The organism is Acrocarpospora catenulata (assembly GCF_018476525.1).
In the GTDB taxonomy this organism is placed as follows: Bacteria; Actinomycetota; Actinomycetes; order Streptosporangiales; family Streptosporangiaceae; genus Acrocarpospora; species Acrocarpospora catenulata.
Genome location: NZ_JAHCST010000018.1, coordinates 87,665 through 102,247, shown reverse-complemented (window position 1 = coordinate 102,247; position 14,583 = coordinate 87,665). Strand labels below are relative to the sequence as shown.

17 protein-coding genes are annotated in these 14,583 nt (G+C 68.9%); 1 reads left to right on the top strand and 16 read right to left on the bottom strand.

The window, feature by feature from the left end:
- Positions 1 to 82 precede the first annotated feature (82 nt).
- Entirely contained in the window at positions 83 to 670 is a 588-nt protein-coding gene (locus tag KIP79_RS20640) for a cob(I)yrinic acid a,c-diamide adenosyltransferase (RefSeq protein ID WP_214106507.1), read from the top strand.
- On the opposite strand, the gene KIP79_RS20635 is transcribed toward KIP79_RS20640, so the two are convergent.
- The 16 genes from KIP79_RS20635 to prmC all read right to left on the bottom strand — a co-directional run bounded on the left by KIP79_RS20635 (position 667) and on the right by prmC (position 14,578).
- Positions 667 to 1,041 (bottom strand): DUF2550 domain-containing protein, encoded by a 375-nt coding sequence (locus KIP79_RS20635; protein ID WP_214106506.1) that lies wholly within the window; start codon positions 1,039 to 1,041, stop codon positions 667 to 669. The genes KIP79_RS20640 and KIP79_RS20635 overlap by 4 nt on opposite strands.
- Positions 1,042 to 1,063: 22 nt before the next feature.
- The gene (locus KIP79_RS20630) at positions 1,064 to 1,465 is read right to left on the bottom strand and encodes a F0F1 ATP synthase subunit epsilon (RefSeq protein ID WP_214106505.1); all 402 of its coding nucleotides are present in this window, start codon (positions 1,463 to 1,465) and stop codon (positions 1,064 to 1,066) included.
- Entirely contained in the window at positions 1,465 to 2,904 is a 1,440-nt protein-coding gene (gene atpD / locus KIP79_RS20625; RefSeq protein ID WP_214106504.1) for a F0F1 ATP synthase subunit beta, read from the bottom strand. Before atpD ends, KIP79_RS20630 begins: the two co-directional genes overlap by 1 nt.
- 1 nt (position 2,905) lies before the next feature.
- Positions 2,906 to 3,805, bottom strand: coding sequence for a F0F1 ATP synthase subunit gamma (locus KIP79_RS20620; protein WP_214106503.1), 900 nt, complete (start codon positions 3,803 to 3,805; stop codon positions 2,906 to 2,908).
- 3 nt (positions 3,806 to 3,808) lie between these two features.
- A complete protein-coding gene (atpA, locus tag KIP79_RS20615; RefSeq protein WP_214106502.1) occupies positions 3,809 to 5,458 on the bottom strand; it encodes a F0F1 ATP synthase subunit alpha in 1,650 nt (549 codons plus the stop codon).
- A 22-nt stretch (positions 5,459 to 5,480) separates the two neighbouring features.
- Entirely contained in the window at positions 5,481 to 6,284 is an 804-nt protein-coding gene (locus KIP79_RS20610; protein ID WP_214106501.1) for a F0F1 ATP synthase subunit delta, read from the bottom strand.
- Positions 6,284 to 6,829 carry a F0F1 ATP synthase subunit B gene (locus KIP79_RS20605; RefSeq protein WP_214106500.1) on the bottom strand — a complete coding sequence of 182 codons (546 nt, stop codon included), beginning with the start codon at positions 6,827 to 6,829 and terminating at the stop codon, positions 6,284 to 6,286. The genes KIP79_RS20610 and KIP79_RS20605 overlap by 1 nt, the downstream gene beginning before the upstream one ends.
- 32 nt (positions 6,830 to 6,861) lie before the next feature.
- Complete coding sequence (atpE, locus tag KIP79_RS20600; protein ID WP_214106499.1) at positions 6,862 to 7,089, bottom strand: ATP synthase F0 subunit C; 228 nt, start codon at positions 7,087 to 7,089, stop codon at positions 6,862 to 6,864.
- A gap of 105 nt (positions 7,090 to 7,194) precedes the next feature.
- The gene (atpB, locus tag KIP79_RS20595) at positions 7,195 to 8,004 is read right to left on the bottom strand and encodes a F0F1 ATP synthase subunit A (RefSeq protein ID WP_214106498.1); all 810 of its coding nucleotides are present in this window, start codon (positions 8,002 to 8,004) and stop codon (positions 7,195 to 7,197) included.
- A 91-nt stretch (positions 8,005 to 8,095) separates the two neighbouring features.
- On the bottom strand, positions 8,096 to 8,311 hold the full coding sequence (locus KIP79_RS20590) for an AtpZ/AtpI family protein (protein ID WP_214106497.1): 216 nt from the start codon (positions 8,309 to 8,311) through the stop codon (positions 8,096 to 8,098).
- 74 nt (positions 8,312 to 8,385) lie between these two features.
- The gene (locus KIP79_RS20585) at positions 8,386 to 8,808 is read right to left on the bottom strand and encodes a Cg1360 family ATP-synthase-associated protein (RefSeq protein WP_214106496.1); all 423 of its coding nucleotides are present in this window, start codon (positions 8,806 to 8,808) and stop codon (positions 8,386 to 8,388) included.
- 118 nt (positions 8,809 to 8,926) lie between these two features.
- Entirely contained in the window at positions 8,927 to 10,156 is a 1,230-nt protein-coding gene (locus KIP79_RS20580) for a glycosyltransferase family 4 protein (RefSeq protein ID WP_214106495.1), read from the bottom strand.
- A 210-nt stretch (positions 10,157 to 10,366) separates the two neighbouring features.
- Complete coding sequence (locus tag KIP79_RS20575) at positions 10,367 to 10,753, bottom strand: hypothetical protein (RefSeq protein ID WP_214106494.1); 387 nt, start codon at positions 10,751 to 10,753, stop codon at positions 10,367 to 10,369.
- 34 nt (positions 10,754 to 10,787) lie between these two features.
- Positions 10,788 to 12,911, bottom strand: a complete 2,124-nt coding sequence (locus KIP79_RS20570) for a hypothetical protein (protein WP_214106493.1) — start codon at positions 12,909 to 12,911, stop codon at positions 10,788 to 10,790.
- A gap of 144 nt (positions 12,912 to 13,055) precedes the next feature.
- A complete protein-coding gene (locus KIP79_RS20565; protein ID WP_214106492.1) occupies positions 13,056 to 13,700 on the bottom strand; it encodes an L-threonylcarbamoyladenylate synthase in 645 nt (214 codons plus the stop codon).
- A 14-nt stretch (positions 13,701 to 13,714) separates the two neighbouring features.
- Positions 13,715 to 14,578, bottom strand: coding sequence for a peptide chain release factor N(5)-glutamine methyltransferase (gene prmC / locus KIP79_RS20560; RefSeq protein WP_214106491.1), 864 nt, complete (start codon positions 14,576 to 14,578; stop codon positions 13,715 to 13,717).
- Positions 14,579 to 14,583: the final 5 nt, after the last annotated feature.

The window sequence follows — 14,583 nt, the reverse complement described above, 5'->3', positions numbered from 1 at the left end:
ACGGTAGACGTCGTTATCAGAGGGTTGGCGTGGCTTTCACCCGCCACCGAGATGACATTCGTCATCTCCTACGCTGAGATCCATGACACGAGCTGACAACGACCAGCCGGTGGTGCTTTCCAAGATCTACACGCGGACCGGCGACGACGGCACGACCGGCCTGGGCGATATGAGCAGAACCAGGAAGACCGACCCCCGGCTGGCCGCGTACGCCGACGTGGAGGAGGCCAACGCCGCCCTCGGAGTGGCCCTGGCCGCGGGACTGCCGGCCGACCTGGCCGAGGTGCTCGGGGTCGTCCAGAACGAGCTCTTCGACGTCGGCGCCGACCTGTGCACCCCGGTGACGGACAACCCCGAGTTCCCGCCGCTGCGGGTCGAACAGTCCTACATCGAACGCCTGGAACGGGAGTGCGACCGCTTCAACGACCGGCTCAAACCGCTGCGCAGCTTCATCCTGCCGGGCGGCGACATGCCCACCGCCCTGCTCCACGTGGCCCGCACCGTGATACGACGGGCCGAGCGCACCACCTGGGCGGCCCTGGAGGCCCACGAGGACACCAACCCGCTGACGGCGACCTACCTCAACCGCCTGAGCGACCTGATGTTCATCCTCTGCCGCATCTCCTCAGCGGGCGCTGAGGTGCTCTGGAAGCCGGGCGGCACCCGCTAGGCGGGATCGAGGTGGGCGCTGGGGGGAGCTGATTCCAGCCAGGCCAGGAAGCCGGTCAGGGCGTCCTCGCTCATCGCCAGCGCGATCGGGCCGGCCTCGACCATCCAGTACCCCTCCGGGCCCTCACCCTCGTCCAGCGGGCGGCGCCGGGAAACGGTGAGGCCGCGCCTCGCGATCGCGTGGCGCGGCCTCAGTCGCAGTCCCAGGAAGGGCACCCAGTGCAGCTCGCCTCCGGCGTACCTGGCCACCCCGGCTTTCCAGCCGCGGCCGGTTCGCACGCTACAGGCGACCGTGCCGCGCCGTACGGCCAGCACACAGGCCCGAATGACGAAGAGGGCGGCGAGCACCGCGATCCCCGCGATAACTTCCATCGCCGCCCTTCCTTCTGTCTCGTCAGACGTCTTCTCCGGCGGCGCGCAGCCGGGCCCGGCTCCGCTTGGCCTCCAGCCTGGCGTCCGCGTCATCCTGGTTGGTCTCTATCGAGGCCTGCGCCCGCGCCAGCGCGTCCCTGGCGGCCGCCACGTCGACCTCGGAGCCCAGCTCCGCCGCCTCCGCGAGGATGGACACGTCGTTGCCGGCCACCGAGATGAACCCGCCGTGCACCGCCGCCACGAGGTCGGCCTCGGAGTCGCGCTTGACGCGCAGCACGCCGCCCTCGACGAGAACGCCGAGCACGGGAGCATGATTCGGCATAATACCGAGCTCGCCGTCCACGGTCTTGGCAATCACCATGTCGGCCTCGCCGGACCAGATCTCACGTTCCGGCGAGACGACACCCACTCGGAGCTTCGCCATCAGCGAGCCAGCTCCTTGGCCTTGGCGATGGCCTGCTCGATGCCACCGACCATGAAGAACGCCTGCTCGGGCAGGTGGTCGTACTCGCCGGCGCACAGGCCCTTGAACGAGGCGATGGTCTCGTCCAGCGACACGAACTCGCCCGGCTGGCCGGTGAAAGCTTCAGCCGCGTACATCGGGTGGGACAGGAACCGCTCGATCCGGCGCGCCCGGTTGACGGTGACCTTGTCCTCTTCGGAGAGCTCGTCGATGCCCAGGATGGCGATGATGTCCTGCAGTTCCTTGTACTTCTGCAGGATCCGCTTGGTCTCCTGGGCGACCCCGTAGTGCTCCTCGCCGATGATCTGCGGGTCCAGGATCCGGGAGGAGGAGTCCAGCGGGTCCACCGCCGGGTAGATGCCCTTCTCCGAGATCGGCCGGGAGAGCACCGTCTGGGCGTCCAGGTGCGCGAACGCGTTGTGCGGCGCCGGGTCGGTGATGTCGTCGGCCGGCACGTAGATCGCCTGCATGGAGGTGATCGAGTGACCCCGGGTGGAGGTGATGCGCTCCTGCAGCACGCCCATCTCGTCGGCCAGCGTCGGCTGGTAACCCACCGCGGACGGCATACGGCCGAGCAGCGTGGACACCTCGGAACCCGCCTGGGTGAACCGGAAGATGTTGTCGATGAACAGCAGCACGTCCTGCTTCTGCACGTCGCGGAAGTACTCCGCCATGGTCAGCGCGGACAGCGCCACCCGGAGCCGGGTGCCCGGCGGCTCGTCCATCTGGCCGAAGACGAGCGCGGTGTCCTTGAGGACGCCCGCCTCCTCCATCTCCAGCCAGAGGTCGTTGCCCTCACGGGTACGCTCGCCGACCCCGGCGAAGCAGGAGGTGCCGGAGAACTTCAGGGCGACCCGGCGGATCATCTCCTGGATGAGCACCGTCTTGCCCACACCGGCGCCACCGAACAGGCCGATCTTCCCACCCTTCACGTACGGGGTGAGCAGGTCAATGACCTTGATGCCGGTGGGCAGCATCTCGGTCCGCGACTCCAGCTGGTCGAAGGCCGGAGACGGGCGGTGGATGCCCCACTTCTCGCTCACCTTCAGCGTGGCGGTCGGCACGTCCAGGGACTCGCCCAGGGCGTTCCAGACGTGGCCCTTGACCACGTCGCCGACGGGCACCGAGATGGGGTTGCCCGAGTCGGACACCGCGGCGCCGCGGACCAAGCCGTCGGTGGGCTGCATGGAGATGGCCCGGACCAGGTTGTCGCCCAGGTGCTGGGCCACCTCCAGGGTCAGGGTCTTGGTGACGGTCTCGCCCTCGGTGTTGAGGGTGACGTCGACGTTCAGGGCGTTGTAGATGTCCGGCATCGCCTCGACGGGGAACTCCACGTCGACGACGGGACCGGTGACACGGGCGACACGGCCCACGCCGGTCTCAACAGTCTGTGCGGTCATTTCACTCTTTCCCCGCGGCGGCGTCGGCCAGCGCGTTGGCGCCTCCGACGATCTCGCTGATTTCCTGGGTGATCTCGGCCTGGCGAGCCTGGTTCATCTGCATGGTGAACACACGGATCAGCTCGTTGGCGTTGTCGGTCGCCGACTTCATCGCCCGCCGCCGGGCGGCCTCCTCCGAGGCCGCCGACTCAAGCAGGGCGGTGAAGATGCGCGACTCGATGTAGCGCGGCAGCAGCGAGTCCAGCACGTCGCCTGCGGTCGGCTCGAACTCGAAGTACGGCAGCGGCACCGCCGGCGCCTCGGTGGTCTCCTCGACCACCAGCGGCAGGATGCGCTTGACCACGACCGCCTGGGTCAGCATCGAGACGAACTCGGTCGAGACGATGTGGATCTCGTCGATCCCGTTCTCGTCCTGGAACGCCCCGATCAGCGTGTCGGCGATCTCCTTGGCGTCGGTGTAGGCCGGCCGCCGGGAGAAGCCGACCCACTGGCCACCCATCTCCCGGTTGCGGAAGCTGTGCCAGGTGACACCCTTCCGGCCGGTCACGTACGGCGTGGGCTCGACGCCGCGGCTGCGCAGCAGCCCGGCCAGCGCCTCCGCCTCGCGCAGGATGTTGGCGTTGAAGCCGCCGCAGAAGCCGCTGTCGCTGGTGACGATGAGCACCCCCGCGCGGCGCGGCTGCTCCTTGGCCTCCATGAGCGGGTGGGCGAGCTTGCTGGTGTTGCTGACGACCGCGGTGAGCGCGTGGGTGATCTCCCGCTCGTACGGCACCGCGGCCTGCATGCGCTGCTGCGCCTTCACGATGCGCGAGGAGGCGATGAGCTCCTGGGCGCGGGTGATCTTCGCGGTTGACTTGACCGACTTGATCCGCCGCCGCAGCGCTCTGAGCTGGGCGCCCATCGGTCAGCTCTCCTTACTCACGCGCACGTGCCGGACGATCTTCTCCTGGCCGACCGACTCCTCCTCCAGCGGCGCGACCGGCTCGTCCTTGACCAGCAGTTCGCCCGAGGAGGTGGTGAAGCCCTTCTTGAACTCGGTGATCGCGCTCTTCAGCGTGGTCACCGCGTCGTCGCCGAGCTCCTTGGTCTCCCGGATACCGTCGAAGACACCCTTGTGCGAGGTGTTCAGGTAGTCGAGGAACTCCGCCTCGAACCGGCGGATGTCCTCCAGCGGCACGTCGTCGAGCTCGCCGGTGGTGCCGGCCCACACCGAGACGACCTGCTTCTCCACCGGGAACGGCGAGTACTGCGGCTGCTTGAGCAGTTCCACCAGGCGGGCGCCGCGCTCCAGCTGGGCGCGCGAGGTCGCGTCCAGGTCCGACGCGAAGGACGCGAACGCCTCCAGGTCACGGAACTGGGACAGCGAGAGGCGGAGCGTGCCCGCCACCTTCCGCATGGCCTTCACCTGGGCCGAGCCGCCGACGCGGGACACCGAGACACCGACGTTGATGGCCGGGCGCACACCCGAGTTGAACAGGTCGGTCTCCAGGAAGCACTGACCGTCGGTGATGGAGATGACGTTGGTCGGGATGAACGCCGACACGTCGTTGCCCTTGGTCTCGATGATCGGCAGACCGGTCAGCGAGCCCGCGCCCATCGCGTCGGAGAGCTTCGCGCAGCGCTCCAGCAACCGCGAGTGCAAGTAGAAGACGTCGCCGGGGAACGCCTCACGGCCCGGCGGACGGCGCAGCAGCAGCGAGACGGCGCGGTAGGCGTCGGCCTGCTTGGTCAGGTCGTCGAAGACGATGAGCACGTGCTTGCCCTGGTACATCCAGTGCTGCGCGATGGCGGAACCGGTGTAGGGGGCCAGGTACTTGAAGCCCGCGGGGTCGGAGGCCGGAGCGGCCACGATGGTGGTGTACTCCAGCGCGCCCGCCTCCTCCAGGCGGCCCTTGACCTGCGCGATCGTGGAGCCCTTCTGGCCGACCGCGACGTAGACGCAGCGAACCTGCTTCGTCGGGTCGCCGGAGAGCCAGTTGTCCTTCTGGTTGAGGATGGTGTCCACGGCGATGGCCGTCTTGCCGGTGCCGCGGTCGCCGATGATCAGCTGCCGCTGGCCGCGGCCGATCGGCGTCATGGCGTCGATCGCCTTGAGGCCGGTCTGCAGCGGCTCCTTCACCGGCTGCCGCTGGACCACCGAGGGGGCCTGGGTCTCCAGGGCGCGGCGGCCCTCGGACTCGATCGCGCCCTTGCCGTCCAGCGGGTTGCCCAGCGGGTCCACCACACGCCCGAGGAAGGCGTCGCCCACCGGCACCGAGAGGACCTCGCCGGTCCGCCGGACCTGCTGGCCCTCCTCGATCTTGCTGAAGTCGCCCAGGATGACCACACCGATCTCCCGGACGTCCAGGTTCAGCGCCAGGCCGCGCGTGCCGTCCTCGAACTCCAGCAGCTCGTTCGCCATCGTCGAGGGCAGGCCGGAGACATGGGCGATGCCGTCGCCGCAGTCGACGACGGTCCCGATCTCCTCGCGTGCCGCGCCTTCCGGCTCGTACGCCTGGACGAAGCGCTCAAGCGCGTTTCGAATCTCGTCCGGCCGGATCGTCAGCTCCGCCATCTCTTCCTGTCTCCCTTTACGCCTAGCCGGCCAACCGGCGGCGGACTTCTTCAATACGTCCAGCGATGGTGGTATCGATGATCTCGTCCCCGATTCTGACCGAGAACCCACCGAGCACCTTGGGGTCCACCTCCACGTTCAGGTGGACGTCACGCCCGTAGGTCGCCCGCAGCCAGGCCGCGAGCCGCTGCTTCTGCGCCTCCGACAGCGGCACCGCGCTGCTGACCACGGCCACCAGGCGCTGCCGCTGCAACGCGATCAGGCGGCCGAACTCCTCCAGGCCCAGCTCCAGATTACGTCCCCGGGGGTGCACGGCGAGATGCACGAGCAGCCGGAGCGTGGTGGGCGCGACCTTGTCGTCCAGCAGGGCGTGGAGCAGCTGATCCTTGCCGGGCTTGGCCGGGTCGGCCAGGACGCGGCGGAGCTCCGGGTTGGCCGCCAGGATGCGACCGAACCGGAACAGCTCGTCCTCCACGTCGTCCAGCCGGTGCTGGCTCTCCGCCTCGGAGGCGGCGGCGATCACGCCGAGCCGCTCCACCGCGTCGGCCATGTCACCGGACTGCGACCACTTGGCCGAGACCACGGCGACCGTGCTCTCCAGCGCCGCCGTGCTCACCTTGCCCTCCAGCAGGAACTGGACGGCCTGGGCCTTCTGCTCGGCCGGACGGGACGGGTCGGAGAGCGAGCGGCGCAGGCCGTGCTCACGGTCGAACAGGTCGGCCACCGCGAAGAGCTCGTCAGCCAGCGTGCCCAGCTCCGCGGACCCGGCGACGCTGTTGAACCGCTCCTCGACCTCGGCCAGGGAAGTCCTGCTCAGACCACGCATCACCGGACCGCCGCGTCGGAGTTCTCCAGCTCCTCAAGGAACCGGTCCACGATCCGGCGCTGCCGGGCCTCGTCTTCCAGGGACTCGCCCACGATGCGCCCGGCCAGGTCGGTGGAGAGCCGGCCGATCTCGGCGCGCAGCTGGGTCAGGGCCTGCTGCTTGTCCGCCTCGATCTGGGCGTGCGCCGCCTCGATGATGCGGCGCGCCTCGACCTGCGCCTCCTCGCGGAGCTCGGCCTTGATGCGCGCGCCCTGCTCACGGGCCTCGTCACGGAGCCGGGCGGCTTCCTGACGGGCCTCCTGGAGCTGGTCGCGGTACTGCTTGAGGACGGCCTGGGCCTCGGCCTGGGCGTCCTCGGCCTTCTTGATGCCGCCTTCGATGGCCTCGGTCCGCTCCGCCAGCGTCTTCTGGATGCGGGGGGTGAGGATGCGGCCGACGAAGAACACGACGACCGCGAACGAGAAGATGCCGACGACCAACTCGTAGGTGTGCGGCATAAGTGGGTTGCTGGCCTCCTCCGCGAGGAGCGCAGCTGCCAGTTTCATGTACGCAGCCTTCCGTCAGAGAGGTTCGTTCGTCATACGCCGAACATGAACGGCGCGACCAGACCGATCAGGGCCAGCGCCTCGGTGAGCACGAAGCCCAGCAGCATGTTCTGGCGGATCAGGCCGTACGCCTCGGGCTGGCGGGCGATGGCCTGCACACCCTGGCCGAAGATGATGCCGACGCCGATGCCGGGGCCGATGGCCGCGAGGCCGTAGCCGATGGAACCGAGGGAGCCGGAGACCTCAGCGAGGACGCTCATGTGCTTTTCCTTTACTTGACGGGCCGGTGAGCCACCCTGGTCACCGGTCTGGACAATCGGGAAATCTGAAAACTTGGTGGTGCCTGATGCTTCGGGGGTGCGCGCCTAGTGTTCGGCGTGCAGCGAGTTGCCGATGTACATCGCGGCGAGCATGGCGAACAGGAACGCCTGCAGGAACTGGATGAACATCTCGAACCCGGTCATCGCAATCGTCATCGCCACACCGACGACGCCGAGCGGCGCGCCCAGCGGGGTGAGCTTCTCGAACAGGAACCAGAAACCGACCAGGCTGAAGAAGGCCAGGATGATGTGGCCGGCGAACATGTTCGCGAAGAGCCGGACCGCGTGCGTGAACGGCGCGATGATCAGGTTGGACAGGAACTCGATGGGGGCCAGCAGCACGTAGATCGCCTTGGGCAGGCCCGGGGGGAACATCATGTTCTTGAAGTAGCCGATCGGGCCCTGGTGCTTGATGCCCAGGTAGATCTTCAGGATGTAGATCGAGCCGGCCAGCACGACGGGGAACGCGATGTGCGAGGCGACCGGGAACTGGACCAGCGGGAAGACGCCCATCAGGTTCCACACCCAGACCATCAGGAAGATGCTGAGCAGCAGCCCCATCCAGCGGTCGGTGTCCTTGCCGAGGAACGGCCGGGCGACCTGGTCGCGGACGAACATGTAGCCGTACTCGGCCACGTTCTGCACCCCGCGCGGGACCAGCTTGGGCTTGGCGAACGCGCTCCAGCAGAAGACCACCACGATCAGCGTGCTCAGCAGGGCGAGCAGCACCGGCTTGGTGAACCAGGGGACCCCGGGGATGATCGGCGGGATGTTGAAGAGCTCAAGGCCGGGTGGGGTGAACACATCCCCGTCGGCCCCGGAGGTTCCGGCAGCGAGGACCGTCAGCGTACTCACGCGGCGTTCCCTTCAGCGTGACAGTGGTCAGCGAAATAGTGGATCGTCAAAAGGGCGGTCAAGGGGGCTTCGCGGGCGGGACTGCCAGCGGCTAGCTGCCGTACTTGCGGTAGACCAGGTAGATGGCGAGCACCACTCCGAGGATCAGGCCGATGGGCGTGAACGCGACCACGCCCGTCCAACGGCTCAGCAACCAGCCCGCTCCGCCGTACAGGATGATCCCGGAGAGCAAGTAGCTGGGAATCGACCAGGCGGCGTCGGCGAAGTCGCGGCCGTCGTCCTCGGGCCGGAGTTTCCTTTCGCTCATCGCGGGGCCGACGATAGCAGGCGAGGGGAGGACTAGTCATATCGGGCCGGGTAACACCGCGCGCCGTCGTCATTTCACGCGCCATCTGAACCCGGGACTTTCACATCCGGATCGGCGTAGAGCAGCTTGAGCTTCATGAATCCCCGCATTTCGCCCGCGGTCCACACGACAGTGCCGATGATCGCGGCCCAGCCGAAGGCGCGGGGCTCGAAGGCGGTGGCGGTCTCGAAGGTTTTCAGCAGCACCATGAGCAGCAAAACTTTGACCAAGTAGCTGATCACGGCGGCGGTCATCATCATCATCGGGGAGACCCGGCCTGCGTAGGCCACGGCCACCAAGCCGACGGTAAAAAATACGACGACCACGGCGAGGCCGATCATGGCGCCGTACGCTCCGGGGAGCCCCGCCAGGATGGCGGCCACCACGATGGCGGCCAGCCCGACGAGAAGTGTGGGCACGGCGGCGCCTTTGAGCACGCGCACGTCGTTGGCCTGCATCACGACTCCAAAGCCAGTTGTCAACCGAGCGATTGCTTCCCCCAAGTTAGGGGTTCCTGCTAGTGAAAGCTATCACAAGCTCCGCAGGCCCAGCTTTTACCTGCCATTACGTCACATTTCACCCGGTTGTCGCCGTGGCCCGAGGGGTGGGCTTGGCGGTGGCGGCGGCCGTACCGGGGTGCGAACCGTCCGAGTCGGGGCCCTCTGGGGGCATGCGGTGCTTGGGCTGGGTGGGGCCGCCCCGGCCGGTGTTCCGCCAGCGCTGCCGGGAGAGCAGGACCAGGACGGCGATACCGGCCGCGATGGTGAGCGGGAAGATCAGGACCGGCACACCCTCCACCGACAGGCCGACGATGAAGAAGGCGAACAGGAAGGTCCAGGCGTACATGATCAGCACGCTGCGGCGGTGCGAGTGGCCGATGTCCAGCAGCCGGTGGTGCAGGTGGCCCCGGTCCGGGGCGAACGGCGACAGGCCCGCCGAGGTGCGGCGGACCACCGCCATGATCAGGTCGGTCAGCGGCAGCACCAGCACCGCCACCGGCAGCAGCACCGGCAGCAGCAGCGGGAACCGGTTGACCTGAAGCGCGGCGCTGGGCACCGAGGAGATGATGGTGACCAGCGAGGTGGCCAGGATCAGGCCGATCAGCATGGCGCCGGTGTCGCCCATGAAGATCTTGGCGGGGTTGAAGTTGTGCGGCAGGAAGCCCAGGCACATGCCGATCAGCAGCGAGGCCACCACGGCGGTCAGGTTGATGCGGGTGGCCTGGAGGCTCTGCGAGAGCACCATCGAGTAGACCAGGGTGGCCAGCGCGGCGATGCCGACGATGCCGGCGGCCAGGCCGTCCAGGCCGTCGACGAAGTTCACCGCGTTGATGGTGACCACCACGATCATGATGGTGATGACCACCTGGAGGTTGGTGTCCAGGGCCAGCTCGCCGCCCATGCCGGAGGGCAGCGGCAGGTAGCGCAGGGTCACCCCGAAGTAGACCAGCAGGCCGCCGGCCGCGATCTGGCCACCCAGCTTGACCAGCGCGTCCATGCCCAGCCAGTCGTCCAGGAAGCCGGTCAGCACGATCAGGCCGCCGGCCGCGAGCAGGGCCAGCGCGGTCTGGCCCGACTGCTGGCCGAGCGCGCCGCCCACCCAGGGCAGGTTGGTGGCCACCAGCAGTCCCGCGGCCATGCCGCCGAACATCGCCAGGCCGCCCAGGCGCGGGGTCGGCACCTTGTGCACGTCGCGTTCCCTGACCTCCGGGGCCGCACCGATGCGGAGCGCGAAGGCCCGGACTGGGGGCACCAACAGGTAGGTGACCACGGCGGTAACAAGCGCCACAAGGAAGTATTCCCGCACGGACCTAGTTTCCCGGATCGAAGGACCAGTTGTGACGGTATAACGACACAGACTCCGACGAAACAGTCGCGTTTTTCGGCGCTGACGGCGGTCGGACGCGCGTACCGGTGAAGCCCGACGCTAGCGCACGGGGCCGCCGGGCCCGCTGTACCCCACCGAATTGGTCAGGTCTAAATCACCATTCCGGCCACCAATGACGGTCATCGAGGGCTAGGAGTAGGCGTGCGGGGCGCCCGCCTTGCTGGGCACCCAGCGGGGGGTGTCCGCGGCCTCGTCGCTGATCGCGGTCAGCACCGCCTGGCGGTAGAGGCCGAGGCGGTTGCGCCACTCGCCGATGTCCTGCACGTACCGCTTGGCCACCGGCGCGTCCCAGACGTCGGTGCTCCTGGCCATCTGGTACGGCTTGTCGAGCGATTTGGTGAGTTCCTCCATCAGCGGGAGCACCGCGAACCAGAGGTCCACCAGGCGCTGGTACTCCGGATTGAAGACCCAGGTGGTGGCCTGTCCGCCCGGCTCCAGCAGGTCGGCGCCGGTCGGGGCGGGCGGGCGCTCGCCCGGCTGCAACGGCCGCGGCGCCGGGGGGTCGACGTACGTCACGCTTGCCTCTCCTCACTACTCACGGACCTCACCCCTACGCCCGCTCGGGCTGGTCGTCCGGCGGAACGCTGCCCGCCGGGCCGTCCGGCCGGATGTCCATGGCCACCCACTCCCCGGTGCCCCACTGCCCCTCCGGGACCGAGACCGCGGGCATGTCCATCGGCTCGGCCTGGTCGTGGAGCTGGATCAGCGCGCGGAGTGCCTCGTCGCTGATCGGGCTGGCGGGGGCGGACAGCACGTCACCCGGCTGCTGCGCCGCCAGTGCCTTGGGGTCGATCGCCCCGGACTGGGGGATGATCGTGTCGCCCAGGTCGGCCCATCCGGTTTGCTCGGCGGAACCGCTGGTCACGGAGGGCATGTCGGCGGGGGCGACGTCCTCGTGGAGTTGGATCAGCGCGCGGAGGGCCTCGTCGCTTGGCTGGCCGGTCTGGGTGTAGATCACGTCGCCGGGCTGGCGTTCGGCGAGCGTGCGGGGGTCGATCGTGGTGTAACCGTTTCCGGACTCGGATCCGCTCTTCGTCGGGGGTTTGCCGTCGTTGCCGGTATTGCTGCCGTTGCCGCTGTTGCTCTCGTTTCCTTCGCGACCGGTGTCCGTGCCGCCGCCCGCCGGTCGGTTGCAATCGCCTTGGTCGCGGCCGTTGTCGGGAGACGTCGGAGGATTTCCGCCTGCGTCGGGGTTCCTGGACTGGTCGTTGGACCGGTTGTCGTTGGACTCGGGCTGGTTCCCCGTGGAGGTGTCTCCCGGGTTGTCGGCGATCGGGTTGGCGTTTCCGGTTCCGGTTGAGGTGTCCGGGAGTTGGCCGCCCTCGATGGGGATGGAATCGCCGGCGGGGGTGGTGGGGCCGACCACGTCCGGCGACTGGACGGGGTTGTCGGCGGGGACGGAACTCGCCGGGGGCTCCTGGATGAGGTTGTCCCCGGGAGTGCCGATGCCGGCGCCGCCCTGGTCCCCTGGAGACAGCCTGGCGGGGTCCACAGTGGGCCTGGAGCCCGCGGCGGGGTCCTCGGTGAGATTGTCCTCGGGGGTGCCGATGTAGGCGCCCTCCGGGTCACCTGGGGCCAGGCCGGGCTTGGGCGGGTCGGCGGGGACGGTGGGTTCGGTGGGCTGGACCATGCCCGCCGGGCCGCTGGGGTGGGCGCCGCCGCCGTCCGGTTGGACGATCCTGATCCCGTCGCCGTCGAGGGTCGGGGCGTCCACGGGCGCGACCTGGTCCATGTGGCGGTCCAGCCAGGCCAGGTATTCATCGGATGGCTGGTTGAGCGGGGTGGTGACGACCTTGACCCCGTCGACGATGACGACCTGCCGCCCCTTGGTCTGGTCCATGTCGTCCGGGTGATCCTTGCGCGGAGTGTCCACCACCCCGTCGCCACCGGACTTCCTGTCGTCGCAGTCCGACGGCGGAACCTCGCCCTCACCCTTCGACGGCGGCTTCTCCGTCTCACCCTTGGACGGCGGTTTGTCGCCCTCAGGCTTCTCGGTCTCACCCTTGGTGGGTGGTTTGTCGGCCTCGGGCTTCTCGGTCTCACCCTTGGTGGGCGGTTTGTCGGCCTCGGGCTTCTCGGACTCGCCCTTGGTGGGTGGTTTGTCGGCCTCGGGCTTCTCGGACTCGCCCTTGGTGGGCGGTTTGTCGGCCTCGGGCTTCTCGGACTCGCCCTTGGTAGGTGGCTTGTCGTTGTCCGGCTTCTCGGACTCGCCCTTGGTGGGCTTGTCGGTGTCGTCCTTGGAGTCGGGCTTGTGGGGCTTCTCGCCGTCGCTGTTGGATTCCGGACGGTCGGACTCCTTGGCACCGGGCTTGTCGCCAGAGCCGCTGGCCGGGCTGTCGGGCTTCTTGGGGTCCTCGGCGGGCTTGGGATCGTCGCGGGGAACGGTGGTGTCGTTGGCGGACGGGTCGTCGGCGGGCTTGGTCCCCGGAGAGCGGGGCGGATCCTGCTTCTCGCGCTTTTCCAGGAGCTCCAGCCGCGCGCCGACGTCCTTGACCATCACGGCCCCGGCGTCGGCGACCTGCGAGGGCCGATGGGTGACCCGGATCGCGACCCCGGCCGTACGGGTGAACTGACTGACCTTGGCCTCGACGGTCTCCATCTGCCGCCCCGCCCGAGTCACCTCGGCGAGCAGTTCCCTGACCAGCTTGGGATCCATCCCGTCCAGCTTCGCCATGAGCACACTCCGTGATGAAGTCAGCGTCAATGGTCGCGCTGGCTGCGGCGCGTAGCGGCCGGGCGCGTTACCTCAGATCACGGTAATCGCGGCAGAAGGCGTACGCCTGGGCGATAGCCAGAAGGCATGAATCGCCCGCCGGCCTCAGTCGGTCGCCAGATAGCCCACAACGCCCTTGAGCTTGTCGGCGGGGATCGCCCCCTGGCGGAGCACCCGCGGGATCGCCGTGGTGAGATCCAGGATCGTGGAGGGCACGTTGTCGGTGCACGGCCCGGCGTCCAGGTAGACCGCGACCGACTCGCCGAGCTGGGCCTCGGCGTCGGCGGCGGTGGTGGCGGGCGCCGCGCCGGACCGGTTGGCGCTGGAGACGGCCATCGGCCCGGTCTCCTTGAGCAGGTCCAGCGCCACCGAGTGCAGCGGCATGCGCACGGCCACCGTGCCCTTGGTCTCCCCCAGGTCCCAGGAGAGCGACCGGTTGGCCTTGCAGATCAGGGTCAGCGGCCCCGGCCAGAACGCGTCGATCAGATCCTGCCCGTACGCGCCCAGGGTCTCCACCAGGGCGTTGGCCGCCCGCACGGTTCCCACCAGGACCGGCACCGGCATGTCCCGCCCGCGCCCCTTGGCCTCCAGCAGCGCGTTCACCGCGGAATGGGTGAAGGCGTCGGCGCCGATGCCGTACACGGTGTCGGTGGGCAGCACGACGAGCTCGCCGCCGCGCACCGCGGAAACCGCGTCGATCAGCCCGGACGCCCGTTCACCGGCGTTGGCGCACACATAGCGACGACTCATCGGACGAATCCTCTCTAAACGAACTGCTCCTGGCCGAACTTGGCCGTGACGAACCGGTCCCGCCCGGTCAGATCCTGCCGCAGCCTGGCGTCCCGCCACCCGTTCTCCTCGGAGAACAGCCAGTAAACCGCGTTGCCCTGCTCGTCGGCGTGCTCCACGGCGACCAGCCCGCCGGGCCGCAGCAGCCGCCGCGCGGTGCGCTCCACCGCGCGCACCTCGTCCAGGCCGTCCTCGCCCGAGCCGTACAGGGCGCGGCTGGGGTCGTAGTCGCGCACCTCGGGGTCGCGCGGCACCGCGCCCGGCGGGATGTACGGCGGGTTGGAGATGACCAGGTCGACCTTGCCGTCCAGTTCCGGCAGGCAGTCGGTGAGGTCCTCCGGGTGGAGCGAGGTGCGCCCCTGCCCGTGCTCCAGAATGTTCCGCTTGGCCCACTGGTACGCCACCGGATCGATCTCCACCGCGTGCACCTGGGCCAGCGCGACCTCCTGGGCGATGGACAGCGCGATCGCCCCGGAGCCGGTGCCCAGATCCACCACGATCGGGGAGGCCACGTCCATCTCGCCGAGCCGGTCGATGGCCCACCCGGCGACCACCTCGGTCTCCGGCCGGGGCACGAACACCCCGGGCCCGACCTCCAGCGACAGGTAACGGAAGTATGCCCGGCCGGTTATGTGCTGGAGTGGCTCCCTGGACTCCCGGCGGGCGATGCCCTCCCAGAACAGGGCGTCGAACTCGGAGTCCTTGACGGTGTGCAGCCGCCCCCGGCTGACCCCGTGGACGAACGCCGCGATCTCCTCGGCGTCGGCGCGCGGCGAGGCCACACCGGCCTCGGCGAGCCGGGCGGTGGCGAGGGCGATCTCGTCCAGCAGGAAGGTCATCGGTC